Genomic DNA, 19,044 nt, shown 5'->3' with positions numbered 1-19,044 from the left:
ACCAGACACAGCAGCTAAGACGCCGCCAACATATCCCTTCCTCAGCCTATTCTACTTTCAAGGAACATACCGCTCAGGACCAGAAGCCCACAACGGAGCCAAAGACCCTAGCAAACCCCGGAGACGAAAGCCAGAAGCTTTTCGCCAGACCGCCGCGGTGAGCGGGGATTTAGGCCCGTTACCCCACACGGTCAACACGGAAAATGAACCGGCGCCCCATTACCGTCATGACGGCGGGTTTCCGGCCCGTCCGGCGGCACTGGCCTGGGCGCCCCTGAGCGGGAACGTCCTCTCCCAGCCACCGCCAAGCGCGTTGTAGAGCTGGACCAGATCCGATGAGACCGTCGCCGTGCTGCTGGCCAACTGCCCCTGGGCGTTGAACAGGCTGCGCTCGGCATCCAGCACGTTGATGAAGGTCTGTAGGCCGTGGGCATATTGCTGCTGCGCGAGGTCGAGCGCGCGCCGGGCAGACCGCACCGACCTGTCGAGCGCATCGCGCCGCCGCTGTTCGTCCTCGTATGCCGTCAGCGCGTTGTCGACGTCCTGCCAGGCCTGCAGGACCGTCTTCTGGTAGTTGATCGCCGCCTCCTGCTGCTGCGCCTCGTTGAGCTCCAGCTGGCCGCGCAGGCGCCCACCCTGGAAGATCGGCAGACTGATGGTCGGCCCGAAATTATAGGCTCGCGCGCTCCAGAATCCGAGATCGCGGAGCGACAGCGATTCGAAGTTCAGCCCGGCGCTCAGCGTCACCTTCGGATAGAAGTTCGCCACCGCGACGCCGACACTGGCGGTCGCGGCGTGCAGCTGCGCTTCCGCCTCGCGTATGTCCGGCCGGCGCCGTGCCAGCTCCGAGGGCACACCCACAGGCACGCTCGGCGGCACCGGCGGGATACGCGCGCCACGGTCGAGTTCGTCGCGCAGCGCACGCGGCGGCTCGCCCAGGAGGTAGCCGAGCGCGTTGACCTGCTGGGCGACCTGGCGCTCCAGGTCGGGGATCTGGGCGGCGGTCGTATCGACCTGCGACACCGCGTTCTCGACATCAAGATCGGTCGTCAGCCCCCCGGTGAAGCGCTGCCGCGTCAGCGTCACCGCCTGCTGGGCTACGCGCAGGTCGTCGTGCAGGATCGCGAGCTGCGCCTGCAGCCCGCGCAGCATCATGTAGTCCCTCGCCACCTCGGAGAACTGCGTGATCAGCACCGAGCGCCGGTCCTCCTCCGAGGCCTGCAGGCTGGCATGGGCAGACTCGACCGATCGGCGCACACGCCCCCAGAGATCGAGCTCCCAGGAGGCGTCGATGCCGTCCTGCCATTCGTCGAGGGCCGGGATCTTGATCGAGCCCGCCTCGGCCCTCAGCGCATTGGTGTTGCCGTTGCCCAGCAGGTTGCCGAGCCCGCCGGAGCTCACCGCGTCGGACAGCCCGCGCTCGAACTCCTTGGAGCTCAGCTGCGTGCGGGTATAGGCCGCGCTGCCGTTCAGCGACGGGAACTCATTCGCTGCCGTCACCCGCAGCTGCGCCCGGCTCTCCACCAGCCTGATGGTCGCCAGCCGCACGTCCAGGTTCGCATGTGCCACCCGCACCTCGAGGGCGCTCAGCTCCGGGTCGCCGAACTGGTCCCACCAGTGCGGATCGGGCGGGCTCTCCACCGGGACGCTCGCAACCCGAAGCGGCCGCCCATGTGAGCGCCGCTGGCCAGCGGCCGCAAGATGCGCAGGATCGGGAGGCCTGCCATCGAACCAGCTGGTCGGAGACCACAGGCTCGGCGGCTTGAAGTCCGGTCCCACCGAACAGCCTGCCAGCAGCAGCGAGGCCATCAGGACCACCGACCGCTCGCTCAAACTGCGCGCCAGCCTTGCGCTCGCCCTGCTCCGCACCCGGACACCCCCCACCCATCGAAACCGCTCGCCGGCCTTCCAGTCCACCGCCTGCCGGTCACCGCCTGGCGAAGAGACTGACCGACCGGTTCGGTCAGCGTTGACAACCTATCGGCTTTGCCCGGATCGTCAAAGCGGGCGGATGTGTCGGATCAGCTTGAGCCCGGACGGCGTCGATCGCCAGGAGAACCAACCCGTGCACGCCCATCCCTTGCCGAAGTGCGAGCAACCCGCCGCCAAGCGACAGCAGATCATCGTGGGCGCCGAGACCGTGTTCACCGAGTCCGGCTACGAGGGAGCCAGCATGTCACGGATCGCCATGGAGGCGGGCGTCTCGAAGGGCACGCTATACAACTACTTCGCCAGCAAGTCCGCGCTGTTCGCGGCGTTCGTCGAGCATAAGGCTGCGATCTCGCTGGCCACGATCTTCCAGATCGCCCAGGACGAAAACGATCTCGCCATCACGCTGCATGGCATCGGCCTGCGCATGATGGAGATGATCCTCTCGGCGGGGAACCTGGTGCTGTATCGCATCATCATTTCCGAAGCCGGGAAATTCCCGCATCTGGCGGAGGTGTTCTATGACGCAGGTCCACGCCGCGCGATCCGTTTCATGGAGGCATGGTTGACCCGGCGCATCGAGGACGGCCTGCTCGTGGTTCCCGATCCGACGATCGCGGCCGAACAGTTCTTCGCGCTCTGCCAGACCCGCGTGACGATGCAGCGACGGCTGCAGCTCACCCACAGCACGTCGCCGGAAGAAATCGACCAGGTGGTCCGGGCGGCGGTGCACATGTTCCTCACTGCGTTCGCCACCGATCCTCTTGTGTCAGCGCCGTCGAAAAACTAGCGCCGCCGTTCCTGGCGAGGGGCGGCAGCGTCCAGATCGCTGGCGGACGTCCGCTTTCCCTGGCCGGCCTCAGATCCTGGCGATCACGCCCCCTGGCGCACAGGAAGTCTGCTATGCCTCCCTGCCGGCTGACCATGATTGGACGTGCCGGTCGTGCTCGCGCCTCGCGTCGCTGCCTGCTGGCCGTACGGGTTGTCTTTCCGGACGAAGGCCGTTAAACGGCGGCTCCAAGCCGGTTAAGCTGCTGTAGCTCAGTGGTAGAGCACTCCCTTGGTAAGGGAGAGGTCCAGGGTTCGAGTCCCTGCAGCAGCACCAGACGCCTGGCACCAGTCGGCGACCGCCTTCCCGCAGCGATCCCCACTACCCGGGGCCCGCCTCGCCAGTCTGCCCGCCGGTTGCCGTTTCCGGGAACGGATCCTTGATGTGGGTCGTCGCGTGAACCGCGGCGACCGCCACGCGGCGGATCCGAAGCAACGCCGCCTCGCTCGCCTCGCTGGTCAGGCAGTCATCGGCGATGAGGCGCAGAGCCTCGTGCAACGTGGCAACCCGGTCCTTGTCGGTCAGGGCATAGCCGCCGAGCATCCGAACCATCTCCCGGTGCATGTCCATCACGTTCGGCATGCCGTGCTCCTCCGTCACCGCACTATGACACGCAACCGCCTCGCCGTCAGGCACCGGCCGCGCCCGCCGGCCAGGAGGAGCGGATGCGTCCGGAGCGGACCGTCGTGCGTCAGGACTGCCTCGCCTCCATGATTGCCCGGCGGAGCCTTCCGGCCAGCACCCCGTAGGCTCGCCGCAGGCCGACGCTGCTGCGTGGCGAGCCGACGTCGCGTGCCAGCCGATCGACATGGCACAACATGGTTTCGGCCACCTCCAGCGGAACATCATGCGGTCCTATCGTGCCGGGTAAGACGTCGAACTCCTGGCAGGAGCCACCCAGGCGCCGCAACCGCAGGTCGGTGGTAATCGTCGGCGACAGGAAGAGCCTGACGGTCCGGATCTCGCTGCGCAGCTTCTGCCCGCCGCCCCCGATCTCACCCGCCATCAGCGCGGCCCCCCGCATTCGCGGCGCTGCGGAACGTCTGCCACCAAGGGCCGATGCGTTGCGCCAGGCGTCGCACCGGCAGCGCGGCGAGGCTTGGCCCCGGCGCCCGACGACGACCGGCATGGGCAGGCGTGATCGTTGCCAGCATGCCGGCGTAGCGCGCCGCGACCACCGGCCATGCATAAGCGGAGGCGGTTGCGCGGGCGCCGGCCTTCAGGCGCGCCATAGGTTCCCGGTTTGGCGAATGCCCCCTGCAGGCGGGCGGCGATGTCGTCGCCATTGCGCTCGATGGCAAATCCGGCCTCGCCATCCACCAGGTAATCCTCGATGCCGCCGACCCGGGTGGCAAAGATCGGGGTCCCGCAGGCCAGTGCCTCCATGCAGACCAGCGAGAAGGATTCGTAGCCGGTCGGGAACACGAAGGCGTCGGCAGCACGATAGAGCGCGGGCAGATCGCCGCGCGGTCCCAGGAAATACACCCGACCCGCCACCCCATGCGACGCGGCACTCGCGGCGAAACGCGCCGGATCGTCGGTGCCGACGACCAGCAGATGGAAATCCGGACCGAGCCGCGGCAGCGCATCGATGACGTGGGAGAGGCCCTTGCGGGTGAATTCATGCCCGACGAACAGCAGCAACCTGGCGACAGCCGGGATTGCAAGATCTGCGCGCAGATCGGCATCGGCGCCGGCGTCGCTGCAGAACCTGTCCAGATCGATGCCGTTCGGAATGACGACGATACGATCGCGCGGCACCGCGTGATGCCGGACGAGTTCCTCCTCGATCCGACGCGAGACCGCGACGTAACGCTGGAACCGGCGTTGACCGAGGACCCACCAGTCGCGCGCCTCGACCCAGGCATGCAGCGGATTGGCAAGCCAGCGATAGCTACCCTCCGCGCACTTCCGGTGCAGGCTTTCTCGATTGACCGCATGCACGACCAGCACGTCACCGGACAGCGTGTCTCCGTGGCTGACCACGACTGCGCCGGCCTCCCGGGCCCGCAGAAGCGCCGGCGCGATCATCAACGTGAAAGCGGGTACCGCCAGCAGCCGTCCCAGATGGCGCCAGCGTCCACGCGTCGGCAGCCTGCCCAGCATCGGCAGGACGGTCTGCACGTTCATCCCGTGCGCGGCACCGGCGCAGCACAGCGACGTGGCATCCACACCTGCCTGCTGCCGCGCCCGCTGCAATTCGTAAGCAACGGTCTCGACACCTCCGGCGGCGCTGAATTTCCGCAGGACCTGCACAATCTTTGGAGACGCCATCCGCACATCCGCTTTATTCGAACCCGGGCGTATGTCCATCGACGTGAATTGCCGGAACCGCACTGGTGGGTTCAGGGAGTGCCTCAACTTCTCCGCGACAACCAGAACTAAGAAGGATTGCCGCCTGCCAACCGAAAGAGGGTGGTGACCGCGGCAATCCTGGGGCAGCAACCAACGGGCCGGCGGTATGCTTGCCCCGGGGCGTGGAGGTCGCCTATGGCTGGCGCATGAGCACCAGTCGGATCGCGTTCGGCCAGCCGCTCCCGGCGCCCCGTCCAGGCCGGCCGGCCGGGACCCACGCCGCGCGCGCGCCGGCCGCATGACCGGACGCAGCGAGCCGCCTGGCCAGGGCGGCCATGCCCAGGTTGAGCGGGCCCGCCGCGAAGCACGGGAAGCGGCGGCGTTGCGCGAGAATCTGCGGCGCCGCAAGCAGCAGGCCCGCGCCCGGACCGCGAACGACGGCAGGGCGCCTGATCCCGAGGCTTCGAGGCCTCCGCCTGTTGCGGACGAGGCGGGGTGACCGGAGCCGGAGGTTGCGTGCCCGGCTGCGGCCCGTCTAGGCATGCGCGATCAGGGGCGGCACATGCGCCTCGCCGTGATGGAGAGGCAAGCAGATGCCGGTGATGCCCGATAGCTGGATCCGGCAGATGGCTACCGGGCACGCGATGATCGAGCCGTTCGTCGAGACCCAGCGCCGCGAGGGCGTCATCAGCTACGGCCTGTCCTCGTACGGCTACGATGCCCGCGTCGCCGACGAGTTCAAGATCTTCACCAACGTCGACAGCGCCATCATCGACCCGAAGGACTTCAGGCCGGAAAGCTTCGTGGACCGCACCACGCCCGTCTGCATCATCCCGCCGAACAGCTTTGCCCTCGCCCGCACGGTCGAATATTTCCGGGTCCCGCGCGACGTACTGGTGGTCTGCCTCGGCAAGTCCACCTATGCGCGCTGCGGCATCATCGTCAACGTGACCCCGCTGGAGCCGGAGTGGGAGGGCCAGGTCACCATCGAGATCAGCAACACCACCCCGCTGCCGGCGCGCATCTATGCCGGCGAAGGCATCTGCCAGTTTCTCTTCCTGCAGGGTGCCGGTCCGTGCGAGGTCAGCTATGCCGACCGGAACGGCAAGTACATGCGCCAGCGCGGCGTGGCGATTCCCCGACTCTGACACCTGACTACAGAGAGAGCCCGATGGACCGTTTCCTCATTCGCGGCGGCCGCCCGCTGCATGGCACGATCCGCATCGGGGGCGCCAAGAACGCCGCCCTGCCACTGATGGCTGCCGGCCTGCTGACCAGCGAGCGGCTGGTGCTCACCAACGTGCCGCGGATCGCCGACATCGCCACCATGGCCGAGCTGTTGCGCCAGCATGGCCTGGCGGTCGCCGATGCCGGGGGCGACAGCTTCAGCCTCTCGATCGGCGGCGAGATCACCTCGACCGAGGCGCCCTACGAGATCGTCTCCAAGATGCGCGCCTCGATCCTGGTGCTCGGCCCGGTGCTGGCACGCTGCGGCGAGGCGCGGGTGTCGCTGCCCGGCGGTTGCGCCATCGGCACCCGTCCTGTCGACCTGCATCTCAAGGGCCTGGAAGCGCTCGGCGCCGAGATCCGGCTCGAGGCCGGCTACGTCGACGCCCGCGCCCCGAACGGCCTCACCGGCGCCCGCATCGTGCTGCCGTTCGCTTCCGTGGGCGCGACCGAGAACCTGCTGATGGCGGCCAGCATCGCGAGCGGCCGCACCGAGATCGTCAACGCCGCCCGCGAGCCGGAGATCGGCGACCTGGTGGCCTGCCTGGTGGCAATGGGCGCGCGGATCGAGGGTGCCGGCACCGACAGGCTGACCATCGACGGCGTCCGCCAGCTGCACGGCGCGACCCACCCGATCCTGCCGGACCGCATCGAGTGCGGCACCTATGCCTGCGCGGTCGGCATCACCGGCGGCGACGTACGCCTGCAGGGCGGCCAGAGCGAGCATCTCGGCGCAGTCGTGCGTGTCCTCGAGGAGGCTGGCGTCGAGGTGACCCAGGAAGCCGGCGCGCTGCACATCCGACGCGGCGGCGGCCTGCGCGGCGTCGACGTCATGACCGAGCCCTATCCCGGCTTCCCGACCGACATGCAGGCGCAGTTCATGGCGCTGCTCTCGGTCGCCGAGGGCGCCTCGATGGTGACCGAGACGATCTTCGAGAACCGCTTCATGCATGTCCCGGAGCTCAACCGGATGGGCGCGCGCATCAACGTGCACGGAGCATCGGCGATCATCCGCGGGGTGCCGTCGCTTTCGGGCGCACCGGTGATGGCGACCGACCTGCGGGCCTCGTTCTCGCTCATCCTGGCTGCGCTGGCGGCGAAGGGGGAGACCGTGCTGAGCCGCATCTATCATCTGGATCGCGGCTACGAGGCGGTCGACCGCAAGCTCGGCGGCTGCGGCGCGCTGATCGAGCGCGTCGCCGAGTAGCGACCCGCCGGGCACGCCGGATCTGCGCCGGGCACCCTTCCGGTGCCGGGCCGGCGATGCTAGTGGCAGCCGCAGCGTCATCCATGCCGGCCCCGGCAGCAGCTCCGGAACCCTCATGACAGCCCTTACCACCGCCGCTGCCCTGGCGCCGACCGCCGCAGGCCCGGCGAACGCCACCTTCGACGAGGGCAAGCCGCTGGTGCTGGCGCTGCCGAAGGGTCGCATCCTCAAGGAGGCGGCGGTCCTGCTGGCCGCCGCCGGCATCGTCCCCGCCGCCGACTGCCTCGACGAGGACAGCCGCCGGCTTCGCTTCGAGACCGACGATGCGAAGCTCGACGTGATCCGGGTGCGTCCGTTCGACGTCGCCACCTTCGTCGCGTTCGGTGCCGCGCAGATCGGGATCTGCGGCGCCGACGTGCTGATGGAGTTCGACTATTCGGAGATCTACGCTCCGCTCGACCTGTGCATCGGCGGCTGCCGGGTCAGCGTCGCCGAGCCCGAGCAGCTGGCCACCGACGATCCGCAGCGCTGGTCCCAGGTCAGGGTCGCAACCAAGTATCCCAACATCGCCCGCAGGCACTTCGCCCGGCGCGGCATCCACGCCGACATCGTGCACCTGAACGGCGCGATGGAGCTGGCCCCCGGCCTCGGCATCTCCAGGCTGATCGTCGACCTGGTGCAGACCGGCTCCACCCTGAAGGCCAACGGGCTGCGCGAGACCGAGGTGATCGCCGACGTCACCAGCCGGCTGATCGTCAACCGCACTGCCCTGAAGACGCAGCCCGAGGCGATCGGCGCCCTGATCGCGCGGTTCCGCGCCGCGGTCGCCGGTTGCCAGAGCACCCGGCACCGCGAATGAGGCGCTACGACGCGGCCGATCCCGATTTCGAGGGCGCCTTCACGGCCCTGCTCGCCACGCGCCATGGCGGCGGCGAGCGGGTCGATGCCAAGGTCGCCGACATCATCGACGCCGTGCGCCACCAGGGCGACACCGCCCTCTGCGACTACACCGCGCGCTTCGACCGCCTCACGCTGGACGCGGACCGGCTGCGCGTCACCGAGGCGGAGATCGCGCAGGCCTGCGGCAGCGTCGAGCCAGCCCTGCTCGCGGCGCTCGACCTGGCGGCGACCCGGATAGAGGCCTTCCACCGGCTTCAGCTCCCGAGCGATCTGCGCCACCAGGACGCGGCGGGCCTCACGCTCGGCCTGCGCTGGACGCCGCTCGACCGGGTCGGGATCTACGTCCCGGGCGGCAAGGCGGCCTACCCCTCATCGGTGCTGATGAACGCGATCCCGGCCCGGGTGGCCGGGGTCACCGGCATCGCCATGTGCGTGCCGACCCCGGACGGCATCCTAAACCCGCTGGTGCTGGCCGCCGCCCGTCGCGCCGGGGTGTCCGAGATCTACCGGGTCGGCGGCGCACAGGCGATCGCCGCCCTCGCCTACGGCACTGCCACGATCGCCCCGGTCGACCGCATCGTCGGCCCGGGCAACGCCTATGTCGCCGAGGCCAAGCGCCAGGTGTTCGGCCATGTCGGCATCGACAGCGTCGCCGGCCCGTCCGAGGTGGTCATCGTCGCCGACGGCGCGAACACTCCGGACCACGTGGCGCTCGATCTGCTGGCCCAGGCCGAGCATGACGAGATGGCGCAGTCGATCCTGATCACCGACAGCACCGCCTTCGCCGATGCGGTGGCCGCCGCCGTGCAGCGCCTGCTGCCGAGCCTGCCGCGCGCCGCCATTGCCGGGGCGAGCTGGCGCGACTTCGGCGCCATCATCCTGGTCGGCGCTCTCCCCGAGGCGGCCGGGTTGGTCAACCGCTTGGCGCCCGAGCATCTGCAGCTCATGGTGGACGATCCTGCGCCGCTGTTCCGGTCGATCCGCCATGCCGGAGCGATCTTCGTCGGTCGCGACTGTCCGGAGGCGATCGGCGACTATGTCGGCGGTCCGAACCATGTGCTGCCGACCAGTGGCGCCGCCCGCTACGCCTCGGGCCTGTCGGTGCACGACTTCCTCAAGCGCACCACCTGGATCAAGGCCGGCGCCGCAGCGTTGAGGGTCGTCGGTCCGGCGGCGGTAACGCTGGCCACCGCCGAGGGCCTGCACGCTCATGCGCGCAGCGTGAGCGTGCGGCTGCCGCCCCCGGAGGCGTGAGCGGCAGCCCAGGAAGCTTGCGGGAAGCAGCCGACTTGATACCCGGGGGCGGCTGCGGCTTGACCGAACGTGCTGCAATCATCATGTTCCCGCCCCACACGAGCGCCGGGCTGACCGGGCGCGAACCCATGGCAAGCCGTCTGCATGTTCCAGTCCGGAACAAGCCCGGCCTGCCCGGACAGGAGGTCGTATTGATCGATGGACCGATAGAAGGACGCGATGTCTAAAGAAGACATGATCGAATTCAGCGGCACCGTCCTGGAGCTGCTGCCGAACGCGATGTTCAAGGTCAAGCTCGACAACGAGCATCAGATCCTGGCGCATACCAGCGGCAAGATGCGCAAGAACCGCATCCGGGTTCTGGCCGGCGACCGCGTCAACGTCGAGATGACCCCCTACGACCTCTCGAAGGGTCGCATCACCTTCCGCTTCAAGTAGGATCGTCCGATCCAGCCCGGACCCGTACGCGGGGAGCCGACAGAGGCGGTTGGCCATTTAGGCCGGACGCTGACCCTGGCCTCCTCGTCGCCGCGCCGACTCGCCCTGCTGGCACAGATCGGCATCGTGCCGGCCCGCGTCGTGGCACCCGAGGTGGACGAGACACCGCACCGCGACGAACTGCCGCGCCAGTATGCCGAGCGCATCGCCGCCGCCAAGGCGGCGGCGGCCTGGCCGTCCGCACACGACATCGATCCCCTAACGCTGGTCCTGACCGCCGATACCGTGGTGGCGGCCGGGCGGCGCGTCCTGCCGAAGGCGGCGACCGAGGCCGAGGCCCGGTCCTGCCTGGCGCTGCTGTCGGGCCGCCGCCACCGCGTCATCACCGCGGTGATGCTGCGCCATGCCGCCGGCACGTCCGAGCGCGTGGTGGAAAGCGTCGTCGCCTTCTCCCGTCTGACCAGCCAGCAGATCGACCATCTGATCGAGGCCGGCGACTGGCACGGCAAGGCGGGCGGCTATGCCGTGCAGGGTCACGCCGCCGCCAGTATCCGCTACCTCTCGGGCAGCTACTCCAACGTCGTCGGCCTGCCGCTGTTCGAGACCGCGCAGTTGCTGCGCGCCCACCGGGTGCTGCCCTGAAGCCCTGCCCGCCGGACGCGGCGCGTTGAAGGCGCGCATCCTGGCATCCTGCAGCCCGGGAGAGGTGCGTATCGCGGTGGTCGAGGAAACCGGCGCCGGCCACGCCGGGCTGCTCGACTACGACCTGCACCGGCCGGGCGCCCCGGACGGTGTCGGCGACCTGTACCAGGGCCACATCGAGGCGGTGGTGCCGGCGCTCGCCGGTGCGTTCGTCCGGATCGGTGACCTGTCGGGCTTCCTCCCGGATCGGGACGGCGCGAACGGTCCGGGTGATGGCGAAGGCGCGCGCATCGCCGTGCGCATCACCCGTGCCGCGCAAGGCGGCAAGGGTCCGCGGCTGTCTGGCCGGCTCGAGCCACCGGAGCGGGCCCTGGTCGCCCGGCATGGCGACGCCCCCGGCCTCGTCGCGCGTGGCCCTGGCGCCCTGCAGCGCCTGGCAATGCGCTATCCGGAAGCGCCGATTCTGGCCGACGCGGCCGGCATGGCGGCCGCCCTGCCGGCCGCGTTGCGCGAGCGGGTACGCCTCGTGCCGCGCGCCTTCGATGATGACGTCGAGGATCGCGCCGAGCAGCTTGCCCGGCCGGAGGTCGATCTGCCCGGCGGCATGCGCGCCAGCATCCAGCCCACCGCGGCGCTGGTGGCGATCGACATGGATCTGGCCGCCGGCACCGCCGAGCGACGCCCGAAGCAGACCGTGCAATTTGCCGCCAACCGCGCGGCGATCGCCCCGCTGCTGCATCAGCTCAGGCTGCGCAACCTGTCCGGCGCCATCCTGATCGACCTGGCCGGCCTTGCCGCGCGCAAGCGGTCCGCCCTGGCGCCGGAGATCACCGCGGCGCTGCAGCGCGATCCGCTGCAGCCCCGCCTGCTCGGCTTCACGGCCCTGGGCTTCGCGGAGCTCCTGCGACCGCGCGTGCACCCGCCGCTGCACGAATTGCTGCAAAGCCCGCATGGCGCCGGCCTCGCGGCATTGCGCCGCGTGGCGGGCCAGGTGCATCACCGGCCGGGACGCGCCATAAACCTGCGCGGCGGCATTCCCCTCATCGAGGCCCTGCATGCCGATCCGGTCGCGCTGCCGGCATTTGAACAGGCAACCGCCGTTACCATCTCGCTGCAGATGGATCCCGCCCTCCCCGCCACTGCCTGGATGCTTGCCGATGGCTGACCCGCTGCCCCCGGCTGGCGACGCCGCATGTCCCATCTGCGGGCGCCCAACGTCCGCCTCGACGCGCCCGTTCTGCTCCCGGCGCTGCGCCGAGGTGGATCTCGGCCGCTGGTTTTCCGGCACCTATCGCGTGCCGTCGACCCGGCTCGAGCCGGAGGATGAAGACGAGGACCGGCTGCCGGCGGAAGACCGCGACCCGGCTTGATCAAGCGCCGCGGCTGGGTTAAAGCCTCCGCCACCAAGCGGCGAGCCCCTCGCCCCACCCGTCCGTCGGGTCTGCCCAGGTAGCTCAGTTGGTAGAGCATGCGACTGAAAATCGCAGTGTCGGTGGTTCGAATCCGCCCCTGGGCACCATCCCCATCGATCCTGGCCGACCAGACGTCCCCACTCTGCCTCCGCCAAGGTTGTATGCCGGGGCAGGCTGCTCTATCGCCATCCTCACCATGATGACAGGCACGCCTTTGACGGCCTCCCCGACCCTAGGCGCGGCCGAGCCGATCCTCGACCTGCTGCCCGATGCGCCGGCCCGGCGCGCCGGCCAGGCGCTGAATGACCTGAACGCCAGCCTGCATCTCTGGCGCCTGTGCTGGAAGCTCGGCTGGCTCGACCTCAAGCTGCGCTATCGCGGCTCCATCCTCGGCCCATTCTGGCTGACCGCCTCCACCGGCGTGATGGTGGGGTCGATGGGGGTGATCTACGCCACCCTGTTCAAGATGAACGTGCGCGACTACCTGCCCTTCCTGACGCTGTCCCTGGTGATCTGGGGCTTCATCGGCGGGCTCGTCGGCGACGCCACCACCTGCTTCACACAGGCAGCCGGCATGATCCGCTCCATGCGCATGCCGTTCATCGTGCACGCCATCCGCGTGGTGCTGCGCAACCTGCTGGTGCTGGCGCATAACGTGGTGGTGATCCTGGCAGTGTTCGCCTTCTTCCGGGTCTGGCCCGGCATCAACGCGGTGGAAAGCCTTCCCGCCCTGCTGCTCTGGCTGGTCGACGGCATCGCCGCCTGCCTGCTGCTCGGCGCGCTGGGCGCGCGCTACCGCGATATCGGGCCGGTGGTCGCCAGCGTCATGCAGATCATCTTCTTCATCACGCCGATCATCTGGAAGCCCGACCTGATCACGCACGGGCGGCAATACCTGATGTTCAACCCGTTCTACGACCTGATCGAGATCGTGCGCCGTCCGTTGCTCGGGGGCACGCCGACGGTGATGCTCTGGAGCGCCGCCCTCGGGTTCAGCCTGCTGTTCTGCACCGCGGCATCGCTGCTGTTCATGCGCGTGCGAGCCCGCCTCGCCTACTGGGTCTGAGCATCATGGCCGGCGTCACCGTGCAGGACCTGCACATCGCATTCCCGCTCTACCATGCCTCCGCGCGCTCGCTGAAGCGGGCCGTCGCCGCCGCCACCTCGAACCGGTTGCGCGAGGATGCGCAGCACCGCGTCGTGGTCAACGCGCTGCGCGGCGTGAGCTTCACCCTGCAGCCTGGCGACCGGCTTGGCCTGGTCGGCGGCAACGGTGCCGGCAAGACTACGCTGCTGCGGGCGCTGGCCGGCATCTACGAGCCGATCGCAGGCCACGTCGTCATCAGGGGCGCGCTGCACACCCTGCTCGACACCGGCCTCGGCATGAACATGGACCTGACCGGGCGAGAGAATATCGGCCTGCGCGGCCTCTATGCCGGCCTGGAGCGTGCCGCCATCGCGCTGCTGGAGGATGACGTGCAGGCCTTCGCCGAACTCGGAGGCTTCCTGGACATGCCGGTCCGCACCTACAGCTCCGGCATGCTGGTGCGCCTCGGCTTCGCGCTTGCCACCGCCATCGACCCGCAGGTCCTGCTGATGGATGAGTGGTTCCTGGCCGGCGACAGCGGCTTCATGGCAAAGGCACGGCAACGTCTCGAAGCCCTGGTACGAAAGGCCGAGATCCTGGTGCTGTCGACGCATAATCCGGAGGTCATCGCCTCCTGGTGCAACCGGGTGTTGTGGCTCGAGCAGGGCACCGTCAGGATGGACGGTGCGCCGATCGAGGTCCTCGAGGCGTATCTCGGCCACCCGGTGGAAGCCACCGAGGATCTGCTGCTGAGCGCCTGACCAAGGCGAAGCAGCCCGATGGGCGGGGTCGAGGCGCCAGAAAGATGGTGAGCCGGGTGGGATTCGAACCCACGGCCATTCGATTAAAAGTCGAATGCTCTACCACTGAGCTACCGGCTCACACGCAACCCCCCGCTTCCCGAGGAAGCGGGGGCGTATCGAAGCTTCAGTCAGCCGGGCTCAGGCCGCGGCCGCCGGACGCATGCGGGCGATTTTGTCGGGGCCGGATACCATGCCGCTCGACCCGGCGCCACGCTTGATCTGGTCGACATGCTCCATGCCCTCGATCACGTCGCCGACAATGGTGTACTGGCCGTCCAGGCTCGGCGCCGGCGCGAACATGATGAAGAACTGGCTGTTGGCGCTGTGCGGATGCGCGGTGCGGGCCATGCCGACTGCGCCGCGCACGAACTTCGCCTTGTTGGTGAATTCCGACTTCAGGTCGGGCAGCTTGCTGCCGCCGCTTCCGCTGCCCGTCGGATCGCCGCCCTGCGCCATGAAGCCCTCGATGACGCGGTGGAACACGACACCGTCATAGAAGCCCTCGGCGCTCAGCGTGCGCAGCCGCTCGGCGGCGAGAGGGGCCAGGTCGGAGCGCAGCCGGATCACGATGCGGCCACCCTTCTCGAGCTCCATGATCAGGTCGTCGTTCTCGCCGGCGGTGGTGGCGCTAGTGGTCGTCTCGGACATGATGTCCCTTTCTTGTGGTTGCAGCGAAGCGACTGGATGGCTTCCGGCCGGTCTCAACCCAGCCGGGCCAGGATCTTTCCCAGTGTGAAGTGCGGCACGAAGGACGAGATATCGCCTCCGAGCTGCGCGATCTCCTTGACCAGTCGCGACGAGATGAACTGATGCCGTTCGGTCGCCATCAGGAACACCGTCTCAATGCCGGGATCGAGCCGATGGTTCATGCCGAACATCTGCACTTCATAGTCATAGTCGGTGACCACCCGCAGCCCGCGCAGGATTATGCCGGCGCCCTGCTCGCGCGCGCACTGCACCAGGAGGTTGTTGAACCCGATCACATCGACCTGCACACCCGAGCGGGCCGCGATCGGCGCCACTTCCGCACGCACGCACTCGATGCGCTCGGCGAGTTCCATCAGGGGCTGCTTGCCGGTGTTCTCCGCCACCGCCACCACCAGCCGCTCCACCAGCAGAACGGCGCGGCCGATGATGTCGAGATGGCCGTTGGTGATCGGGTCGAAGGTGCCGGGATACAGTCCGACATGGCTCCAGGGCCGGCCCGGCGTGCCGGACGGCGCCGGCTTACTCATCGGCCGGATCCGCCTCGGCGCCATCGTCGTCGACGACTCCCGGCTCGTCGACGATGCCAGGCACCTCGATCACCGCAACCGGCCCCGCCACATCGTCCGCGGCGACGCCGTCTTCCGCCGCCGGGTCCTCGACCACCGGGAATACGCTGGTGACCCGCTCGCCGTCCGCCATCCGGAACAGGGTGACCCCCATCGATTGTCGCGCGGTGACCCGGACCTGGTCCACCGGCACCCGGATCAGCCGGCCGGCGTCGGTGACCAGCATGACGTCGGTGCCGTGCAGCACCGGCAGGGTCGCCACCACCGCGGTGCCGTTGCGGGCCGACAGCACGACGTTGCGTATGCCCAGCCCGGCGCGTCCGCTCACCCGGTAGTCATACGCCGAGCTGCGCTTGCCGAAGCCGCCATTGGTCACCGTCAGCAGCACCTCCTCGGTGGCTTCCAGCTCGGCGAACCGCTCCGGCGTGATTGAGGCATCGGGCGGTGCGGCCTCCTCGGCGCTGTCCTCTGACAGCTCCGGCTCGGCCACCACCTCCTCGGCGGCACTCTCGAGGCGACGGCGCACGTTGGACATCCGGATGAAGGCGGAGCGCTCTGCCACGTCGGCCTCGACATGGTTCAGCACGCACAGGCTGTTCACCTCGTCGCCGCGGCCGAGCTTGATGCCACGCACGCCGGAGCTGTCCCGCCCGGCGAACACCCGCAGCGTGTCGTCGCTGATCTGGAACCGCACGCAGCGTCCCTTGCGGGTGGCCAGGAAAACGTCCTGGCCGTCGCGGCAGGTCGCCACCCCGATCAGGCGGTCGCCCTCGTCCAGCTTCATCGCGATCAGTCCGGAGGATCGCACGTTGCGGAAATCGCTCAGCCGGTTGCGCCGCACGTATCCGCTCAGCGTCGCGAACACCAGGTGCAGGCTCTCCCACATGTCCTCGTCCTGCGGCAACGGCAGGACGGTGGTGATATGGTCGGCGCCGAGTTCTGGCAGCAGGTTGACCAGCGCCCGGCCCTTCGAGGTCGGCGAGGCTTCCGGCAGCCGCCAGACCTTCTCCCGGTAGGCCTTGCCACCCGACGAGAAGAACAGCACCCACTGGTGGGTATGTGCATTGAAGGACCGGGTGACGATGTCGTCGCCACGCCGGCCCGCTGCCGTGCGTCCGCGGCCGCCACGGTTCTGCGCCCTGAAGATATCCAGCGGCGTGCGCTTGATGAAGCCGTCGCGGGTGATGGTCACCACCATCTGGCCCGGCTCGACCAGGCTCTCGTCGGTCTGGTCGCCGGCGATGTCGGAGATCTCGGTCATGCGCGGCACCGCGATCTCGGCGCGCACCGCGACCAGCTCGTCGCGCATCACCTCGAGCCGGCGCGGCCGGCTGGCGATGATCTCCAGCAGCTCGTTGATCCTGGTCGCCACCTCGTCGAGGTCGGCCTGGATCTTCTCGCGCTCCAGCCCAGTCAGGCGGGCCAGCCGCAGCTCGAGGATCGCACGCGCCTGCGCCTCGGTCAGCCGCACGAAGCCATCGACCACCACGTTGCCGTCGTCATGGATCAGCGCCAGCAGTGGCACCACCTCGCCGGCTTCCCAGGACCGCTCCATCAGCTGCGCCCGCGCGCTCGCGGCATCGGGGGCTGCCCGGATCAGGGCGATCACCGCGTCGATGTTGGCCACCGCGATCACCAGCCCGACCAGCACATGGCCGCGCTCGCGCGCCTTGTTGAGGTCGAACCGCGCCCGCCGCAGGATCACCTCCTCGCGGAAGGCGATGAAGGCGACCAGCATGTCGCGCAGGCCGAGCAGCTTCGGCTGGCCGCCGTCCAGCGCCACCATGTTGACGCCGAAGCTGGTCTGCAGCTGGGTGAACCGGTAGAGCTGGTTCAGCACCACCTCGGGTGTCGCGTCGCGCTTGATCTCGATGACGATGCGCATGCCGGAGCGGTCGCTCTCGTCGCGTATGTCCGAGATGCCCTCCACCGTCTTGGCCCGGACGAGGTCGGCGATGCGCTCCTGCAGGGTCGACTTGTTGACCTGGAACGGGATTTCGGTGACCACGATCGCGCGGCGGTCGCGGCGGATATCCTCGATCTCGGCACGCGCCCGGATCATCACCGAGCCGCGCCCGGTCTCGAATGCCGAGCGGATGCCGGAGCGGCCCAGGATGATGCCGCCGGTCGGGAAGTCCGGGCCCGGCACGATCTTAATCAGCTCGTCGAGGTCGATCGCGGGATTCGCGATCATCGCCAGCGTCGCGTCGATCACCTCGCCGGGATTGTGCGTGGGAATGTTGGTCGCCATGCCGACCGCGATGCCGGAGCCGCCATTGATCAGCAGGTTCGGGTAGGCCGCCGGCAGGACCTTCGGCTCGACCTCGCTCTCGTCGTAGTTCGGCTGGAAATCGACGGTGTCGCGGTCGATGTCGTCGAGCAGGAACATTGCCGGGCGCGACAACCGGGCCTCGGTGTAGCGCATCGCCGCCGGGCTATCGCCGTCCACCGAGCCGAAATTGCCCTGTCCGTCGATCAGCTTGACCCGCATCGACCAGGACTGCGCCATGCGCACCATGGCGTCGTAGATCGAGCTGTCGCCGTGCGGGTGGAACTTGCCCATGACGTCGCCGACCGCTCGGGCCGACTTGCGGTAGGCCTTGTCCGGGGTGAACCCGCTCTCGCGCATGCCGTAGAGGATGCGCCGGTGCACCGGCTTCAGCCCGTCGCGCACGTCCGGCAGCGCCCGGCTGACGATCACCGACATCGCATAGGCGAGGTAGGAGGTCTGCATCTCCTCCTCGATCGTCACCGGCTGCATGTCGGACGGCGCGGGCGGGATCGGAGGCGCCGGGGGATCGGGGATGTCGCTCAACTCGGGTCCGTCATGTCTAGGGCGCGTTGACCGCTCCTGCCCGGGATGGCGCCCGGACAGACTCGGTTTCGGATGGTCTCCAAGCCGTCATTCATAGCCCAGCCGGCCCCTGCTGCCCACCCGAGCCGTCCCAGCCGCCACGCGAACAGGTCCAGCAGCCCGTCGCGGTTGCGGGAACCGGGTGAAGCCGGCCACGTCGTTCAGGCGGCCGCCGCGCGGCATGATCTCGAGTGCGGCGCCGAGCTGGTCCGACACCTTCCGTGAGCGCGCCGGCGGCACAGACGGATCGTCGTCCCAGGCCAAGCAGCGGCCGATACGCCCCTACCGCGCGCCGATGCCGGCCCGGTCGAACGGGGTCGCGAAGAACGAGGGGTTGATCGGGTCGTAGTCCGGCGCCCCGAGCGCCAAGAAACTATGCCCGACCAGCGCCGTCGTCGCCAGAGGCGGACCGGCCGCACCCTGTCCTCGCCGTCGAGAACTGGAAGGGCTCACCATCGGTCCCGACGTGGGAGCGGTGTCGGACATCGCTCCATCAGCACGCCAGGCCGGAGCCCTCGATCAAATCCCTGCCCTGCCCCCCGCCCCCGAGCGACATCGTCGGCGCATCTGAACGAATGTTCGCGGCCTGGAGGCGGAAGTCCTGGGCGACCACGGCAGCGTTACAGTCCACACGACAGCAGATACCGTTCGGGCGAAGATCGCCCTTCAAGGCCGGCGGATGATCCGATGTGAGCAACTTCGCGGAAAAGGCGTCCAGCGTCTAAGGTCTGACACTAGAAACTTGCGATGCATGAACCAAGGCTCCTCCCCCTTGCCCTTCCACTCAAGTGTCTGCAGCCGACACGTTGGAAGGTGATATTCTTCGCAGAGGTGAAGTAATCGCCGACAGCTCCAGTCATGCCATCATCGTGAGCCTTGACGTAGACGTGGTT

General features: G+C 68.8%; 20 protein-coding genes and 3 tRNA genes. 13 read left to right on the top strand and 10 right to left on the bottom strand.

The genetic code is table 11. From position 1 onward, the window contains the following. Nucleotides 1–225: 225 nt before the first annotated feature. Nucleotides 226–1,833 carry an efflux transporter outer membrane subunit gene (locus tag FE263_RS09305; protein ID WP_240759253.1) on the bottom strand — a complete coding sequence of 536 codons (1,608 nt, stop codon included), beginning with the start codon at nucleotides 1,831–1,833 and terminating at the stop codon, nucleotides 226–228. 193 nt (nucleotides 1,834–2,026) lie between these two features. Here FE263_RS09305 and FE263_RS09300 point away from each other — a divergent pair, with 193 nt between their 5' ends. Both FE263_RS09300 and FE263_RS09295 read left to right on the top strand, forming a co-directional pair. After that, nucleotides 2,027–2,719, top strand: a complete 693-nt coding sequence (locus FE263_RS09300; RefSeq protein ID WP_171034015.1) for a TetR/AcrR family transcriptional regulator — start codon at nucleotides 2,027–2,029, stop codon at nucleotides 2,717–2,719. A gap of 240 nt (nucleotides 2,720–2,959) precedes the next feature. Next, nucleotides 2,960–3,034 (top strand) — tRNA-Thr (locus FE263_RS09295). Between the two features lie 45 nt (nucleotides 3,035–3,079). On the opposite strand, the gene FE263_RS09290 is transcribed toward FE263_RS09295, so the two are convergent. The 3 genes from FE263_RS09290 to FE263_RS09280 all read right to left on the bottom strand — a co-directional run bounded on the left by FE263_RS09290 (nucleotide 3,080) and on the right by FE263_RS09280 (nucleotide 5,203). Further along, nucleotides 3,080–3,340: a hypothetical protein gene (locus FE263_RS09290; RefSeq protein WP_138325632.1), complete on the bottom strand. Its 261-nt coding sequence runs from the start codon at nucleotides 3,338–3,340 to the stop codon at nucleotides 3,080–3,082. 109 nt (nucleotides 3,341–3,449) lie between these two features. Continuing rightward, nucleotides 3,450–3,764, bottom strand: coding sequence for a hypothetical protein (locus tag FE263_RS09285; protein ID WP_138325631.1), 315 nt, complete (start codon nucleotides 3,762–3,764; stop codon nucleotides 3,450–3,452). After that, nucleotides 3,764–5,203 carry a glycosyltransferase family 4 protein gene (locus tag FE263_RS09280; RefSeq protein WP_205880315.1) on the bottom strand — a complete coding sequence of 480 codons (1,440 nt, stop codon included), beginning with the start codon at nucleotides 5,201–5,203 and terminating at the stop codon, nucleotides 3,764–3,766. Before FE263_RS09280 ends, FE263_RS09285 begins: the two co-directional genes overlap by 1 nt. Nucleotides 5,204–5,646: 443 nt before the next feature. Here FE263_RS09280 and dcd point away from each other — a divergent pair, with 443 nt between their 5' ends. The 11 genes from dcd to FE263_RS09220 all read left to right on the top strand — a co-directional run bounded on the left by dcd (nucleotide 5,647) and on the right by FE263_RS09220 (nucleotide 13,981). Beyond that, nucleotides 5,647–6,201 carry a dCTP deaminase gene (gene dcd / locus FE263_RS09270; protein WP_138325628.1) on the top strand — a complete coding sequence of 185 codons (555 nt, stop codon included), beginning with the start codon at nucleotides 5,647–5,649 and terminating at the stop codon, nucleotides 6,199–6,201. Between the two features lie 23 nt (nucleotides 6,202–6,224). Then, the gene (gene murA / locus FE263_RS09265; RefSeq protein WP_138325627.1) at nucleotides 6,225–7,487 is read left to right on the top strand and encodes a UDP-N-acetylglucosamine 1-carboxyvinyltransferase; all 1,263 of its coding nucleotides are present in this window, start codon (nucleotides 6,225–6,227) and stop codon (nucleotides 7,485–7,487) included. Nucleotides 7,488–7,602: 115 nt separating this feature from the next. Then, the gene (gene hisG / locus FE263_RS09260; protein ID WP_138325626.1) at nucleotides 7,603–8,346 is read left to right on the top strand and encodes an ATP phosphoribosyltransferase; all 744 of its coding nucleotides are present in this window, start codon (nucleotides 7,603–7,605) and stop codon (nucleotides 8,344–8,346) included. Further along, nucleotides 8,343–9,641, top strand: a complete 1,299-nt coding sequence (gene hisD / locus FE263_RS09255; protein WP_138325625.1) for a histidinol dehydrogenase — start codon at nucleotides 8,343–8,345, stop codon at nucleotides 9,639–9,641. The genes hisG and hisD overlap by 4 nt, the downstream gene beginning before the upstream one ends. 219 nt (nucleotides 9,642–9,860) lie before the next feature. Further along, complete coding sequence (gene infA / locus FE263_RS09250; RefSeq protein ID WP_138325624.1) at nucleotides 9,861–10,079, top strand: translation initiation factor IF-1; 219 nt, start codon at nucleotides 9,861–9,863, stop codon at nucleotides 10,077–10,079. 69 nt (nucleotides 10,080–10,148) lie between these two features. Then, complete coding sequence (locus FE263_RS09245; RefSeq protein ID WP_138325623.1) at nucleotides 10,149–10,721, top strand: Maf family protein; 573 nt, start codon at nucleotides 10,149–10,151, stop codon at nucleotides 10,719–10,721. Nucleotides 10,722–10,746: 25 nt separating this feature from the next. After that, nucleotides 10,747–11,886: a ribonuclease E/G gene (locus FE263_RS09240; RefSeq protein WP_171033964.1), complete on the top strand. Its 1,140-nt coding sequence runs from the start codon at nucleotides 10,747–10,749 to the stop codon at nucleotides 11,884–11,886. Continuing rightward, nucleotides 11,879–12,091 carry a DNA gyrase inhibitor YacG gene (locus tag FE263_RS09235; RefSeq protein ID WP_138325621.1) on the top strand — a complete coding sequence of 71 codons (213 nt, stop codon included), beginning with the start codon at nucleotides 11,879–11,881 and terminating at the stop codon, nucleotides 12,089–12,091. The genes FE263_RS09240 and FE263_RS09235 overlap by 8 nt, the downstream gene beginning before the upstream one ends. 73 nt (nucleotides 12,092–12,164) lie before the next feature. Then, nucleotides 12,165–12,240, top strand: a tRNA-Phe gene (locus tag FE263_RS09230). A 107-nt stretch (nucleotides 12,241–12,347) separates the two neighbouring features. After that, nucleotides 12,348–13,199: an ABC transporter permease gene (locus tag FE263_RS09225; RefSeq protein WP_171034013.1), complete on the top strand. Its 852-nt coding sequence runs from the start codon at nucleotides 12,348–12,350 to the stop codon at nucleotides 13,197–13,199. 5 nt (nucleotides 13,200–13,204) lie between these two features. Beyond that, nucleotides 13,205–13,981, top strand: a complete 777-nt coding sequence (locus tag FE263_RS09220) for an ABC transporter ATP-binding protein (protein WP_138325619.1) — start codon at nucleotides 13,205–13,207, stop codon at nucleotides 13,979–13,981. Nucleotides 13,982–14,026: 45 nt separating this feature from the next. Here FE263_RS09220 and FE263_RS09215 read toward each other — a convergent pair. The 6 genes from FE263_RS09215 to FE263_RS22060 all read right to left on the bottom strand — a co-directional run bounded on the left by FE263_RS09215 (nucleotide 14,027) and on the right by FE263_RS22060 (nucleotide 18,637). Continuing rightward, nucleotides 14,027–14,101, bottom strand: a tRNA-Lys gene (locus FE263_RS09215). Nucleotides 14,102–14,161: 60 nt separating this feature from the next. Continuing rightward, complete coding sequence (locus FE263_RS09210; protein ID WP_408886177.1) at nucleotides 14,162–14,617, bottom strand: peptidylprolyl isomerase; 456 nt, start codon at nucleotides 14,615–14,617, stop codon at nucleotides 14,162–14,164. 107 nt (nucleotides 14,618–14,724) lie between these two features. After that, nucleotides 14,725–15,258, bottom strand: coding sequence for a pantetheine-phosphate adenylyltransferase (coaD, locus tag FE263_RS09205; protein WP_138325617.1), 534 nt, complete (start codon nucleotides 15,256–15,258; stop codon nucleotides 14,725–14,727). Beyond that, nucleotides 15,251–18,058, bottom strand: a complete 2,808-nt coding sequence (gyrA, locus tag FE263_RS09200) for a DNA gyrase subunit A (RefSeq protein WP_171034022.1) — start codon at nucleotides 18,056–18,058, stop codon at nucleotides 15,251–15,253. Before gyrA ends, coaD begins: the two co-directional genes overlap by 8 nt. 141 nt (nucleotides 18,059–18,199) lie before the next feature. Further along, nucleotides 18,200–18,415: a hypothetical protein gene (locus FE263_RS22915; RefSeq protein ID WP_408886171.1), complete on the bottom strand. Its 216-nt coding sequence runs from the start codon at nucleotides 18,413–18,415 to the stop codon at nucleotides 18,200–18,202. A gap of 18 nt (nucleotides 18,416–18,433) precedes the next feature. Continuing rightward, a complete protein-coding gene (locus FE263_RS22060) occupies nucleotides 18,434–18,637 on the bottom strand; it encodes a hypothetical protein (RefSeq protein WP_171034012.1) in 204 nt (67 codons plus the stop codon). Between the last annotated feature and the right edge of the window lie 407 nt (nucleotides 18,638–19,044).

The organism is Lichenicoccus roseus (assembly GCF_005844085.1).
Taxonomy (GTDB): Bacteria; Pseudomonadota; Alphaproteobacteria; order Acetobacterales; family Acetobacteraceae; genus Lichenicoccus; species Lichenicoccus roseus.
Note: the sequence above shows the minus strand (reverse complement) of the source record. Positions and strands in the feature narration are given on the sequence as shown.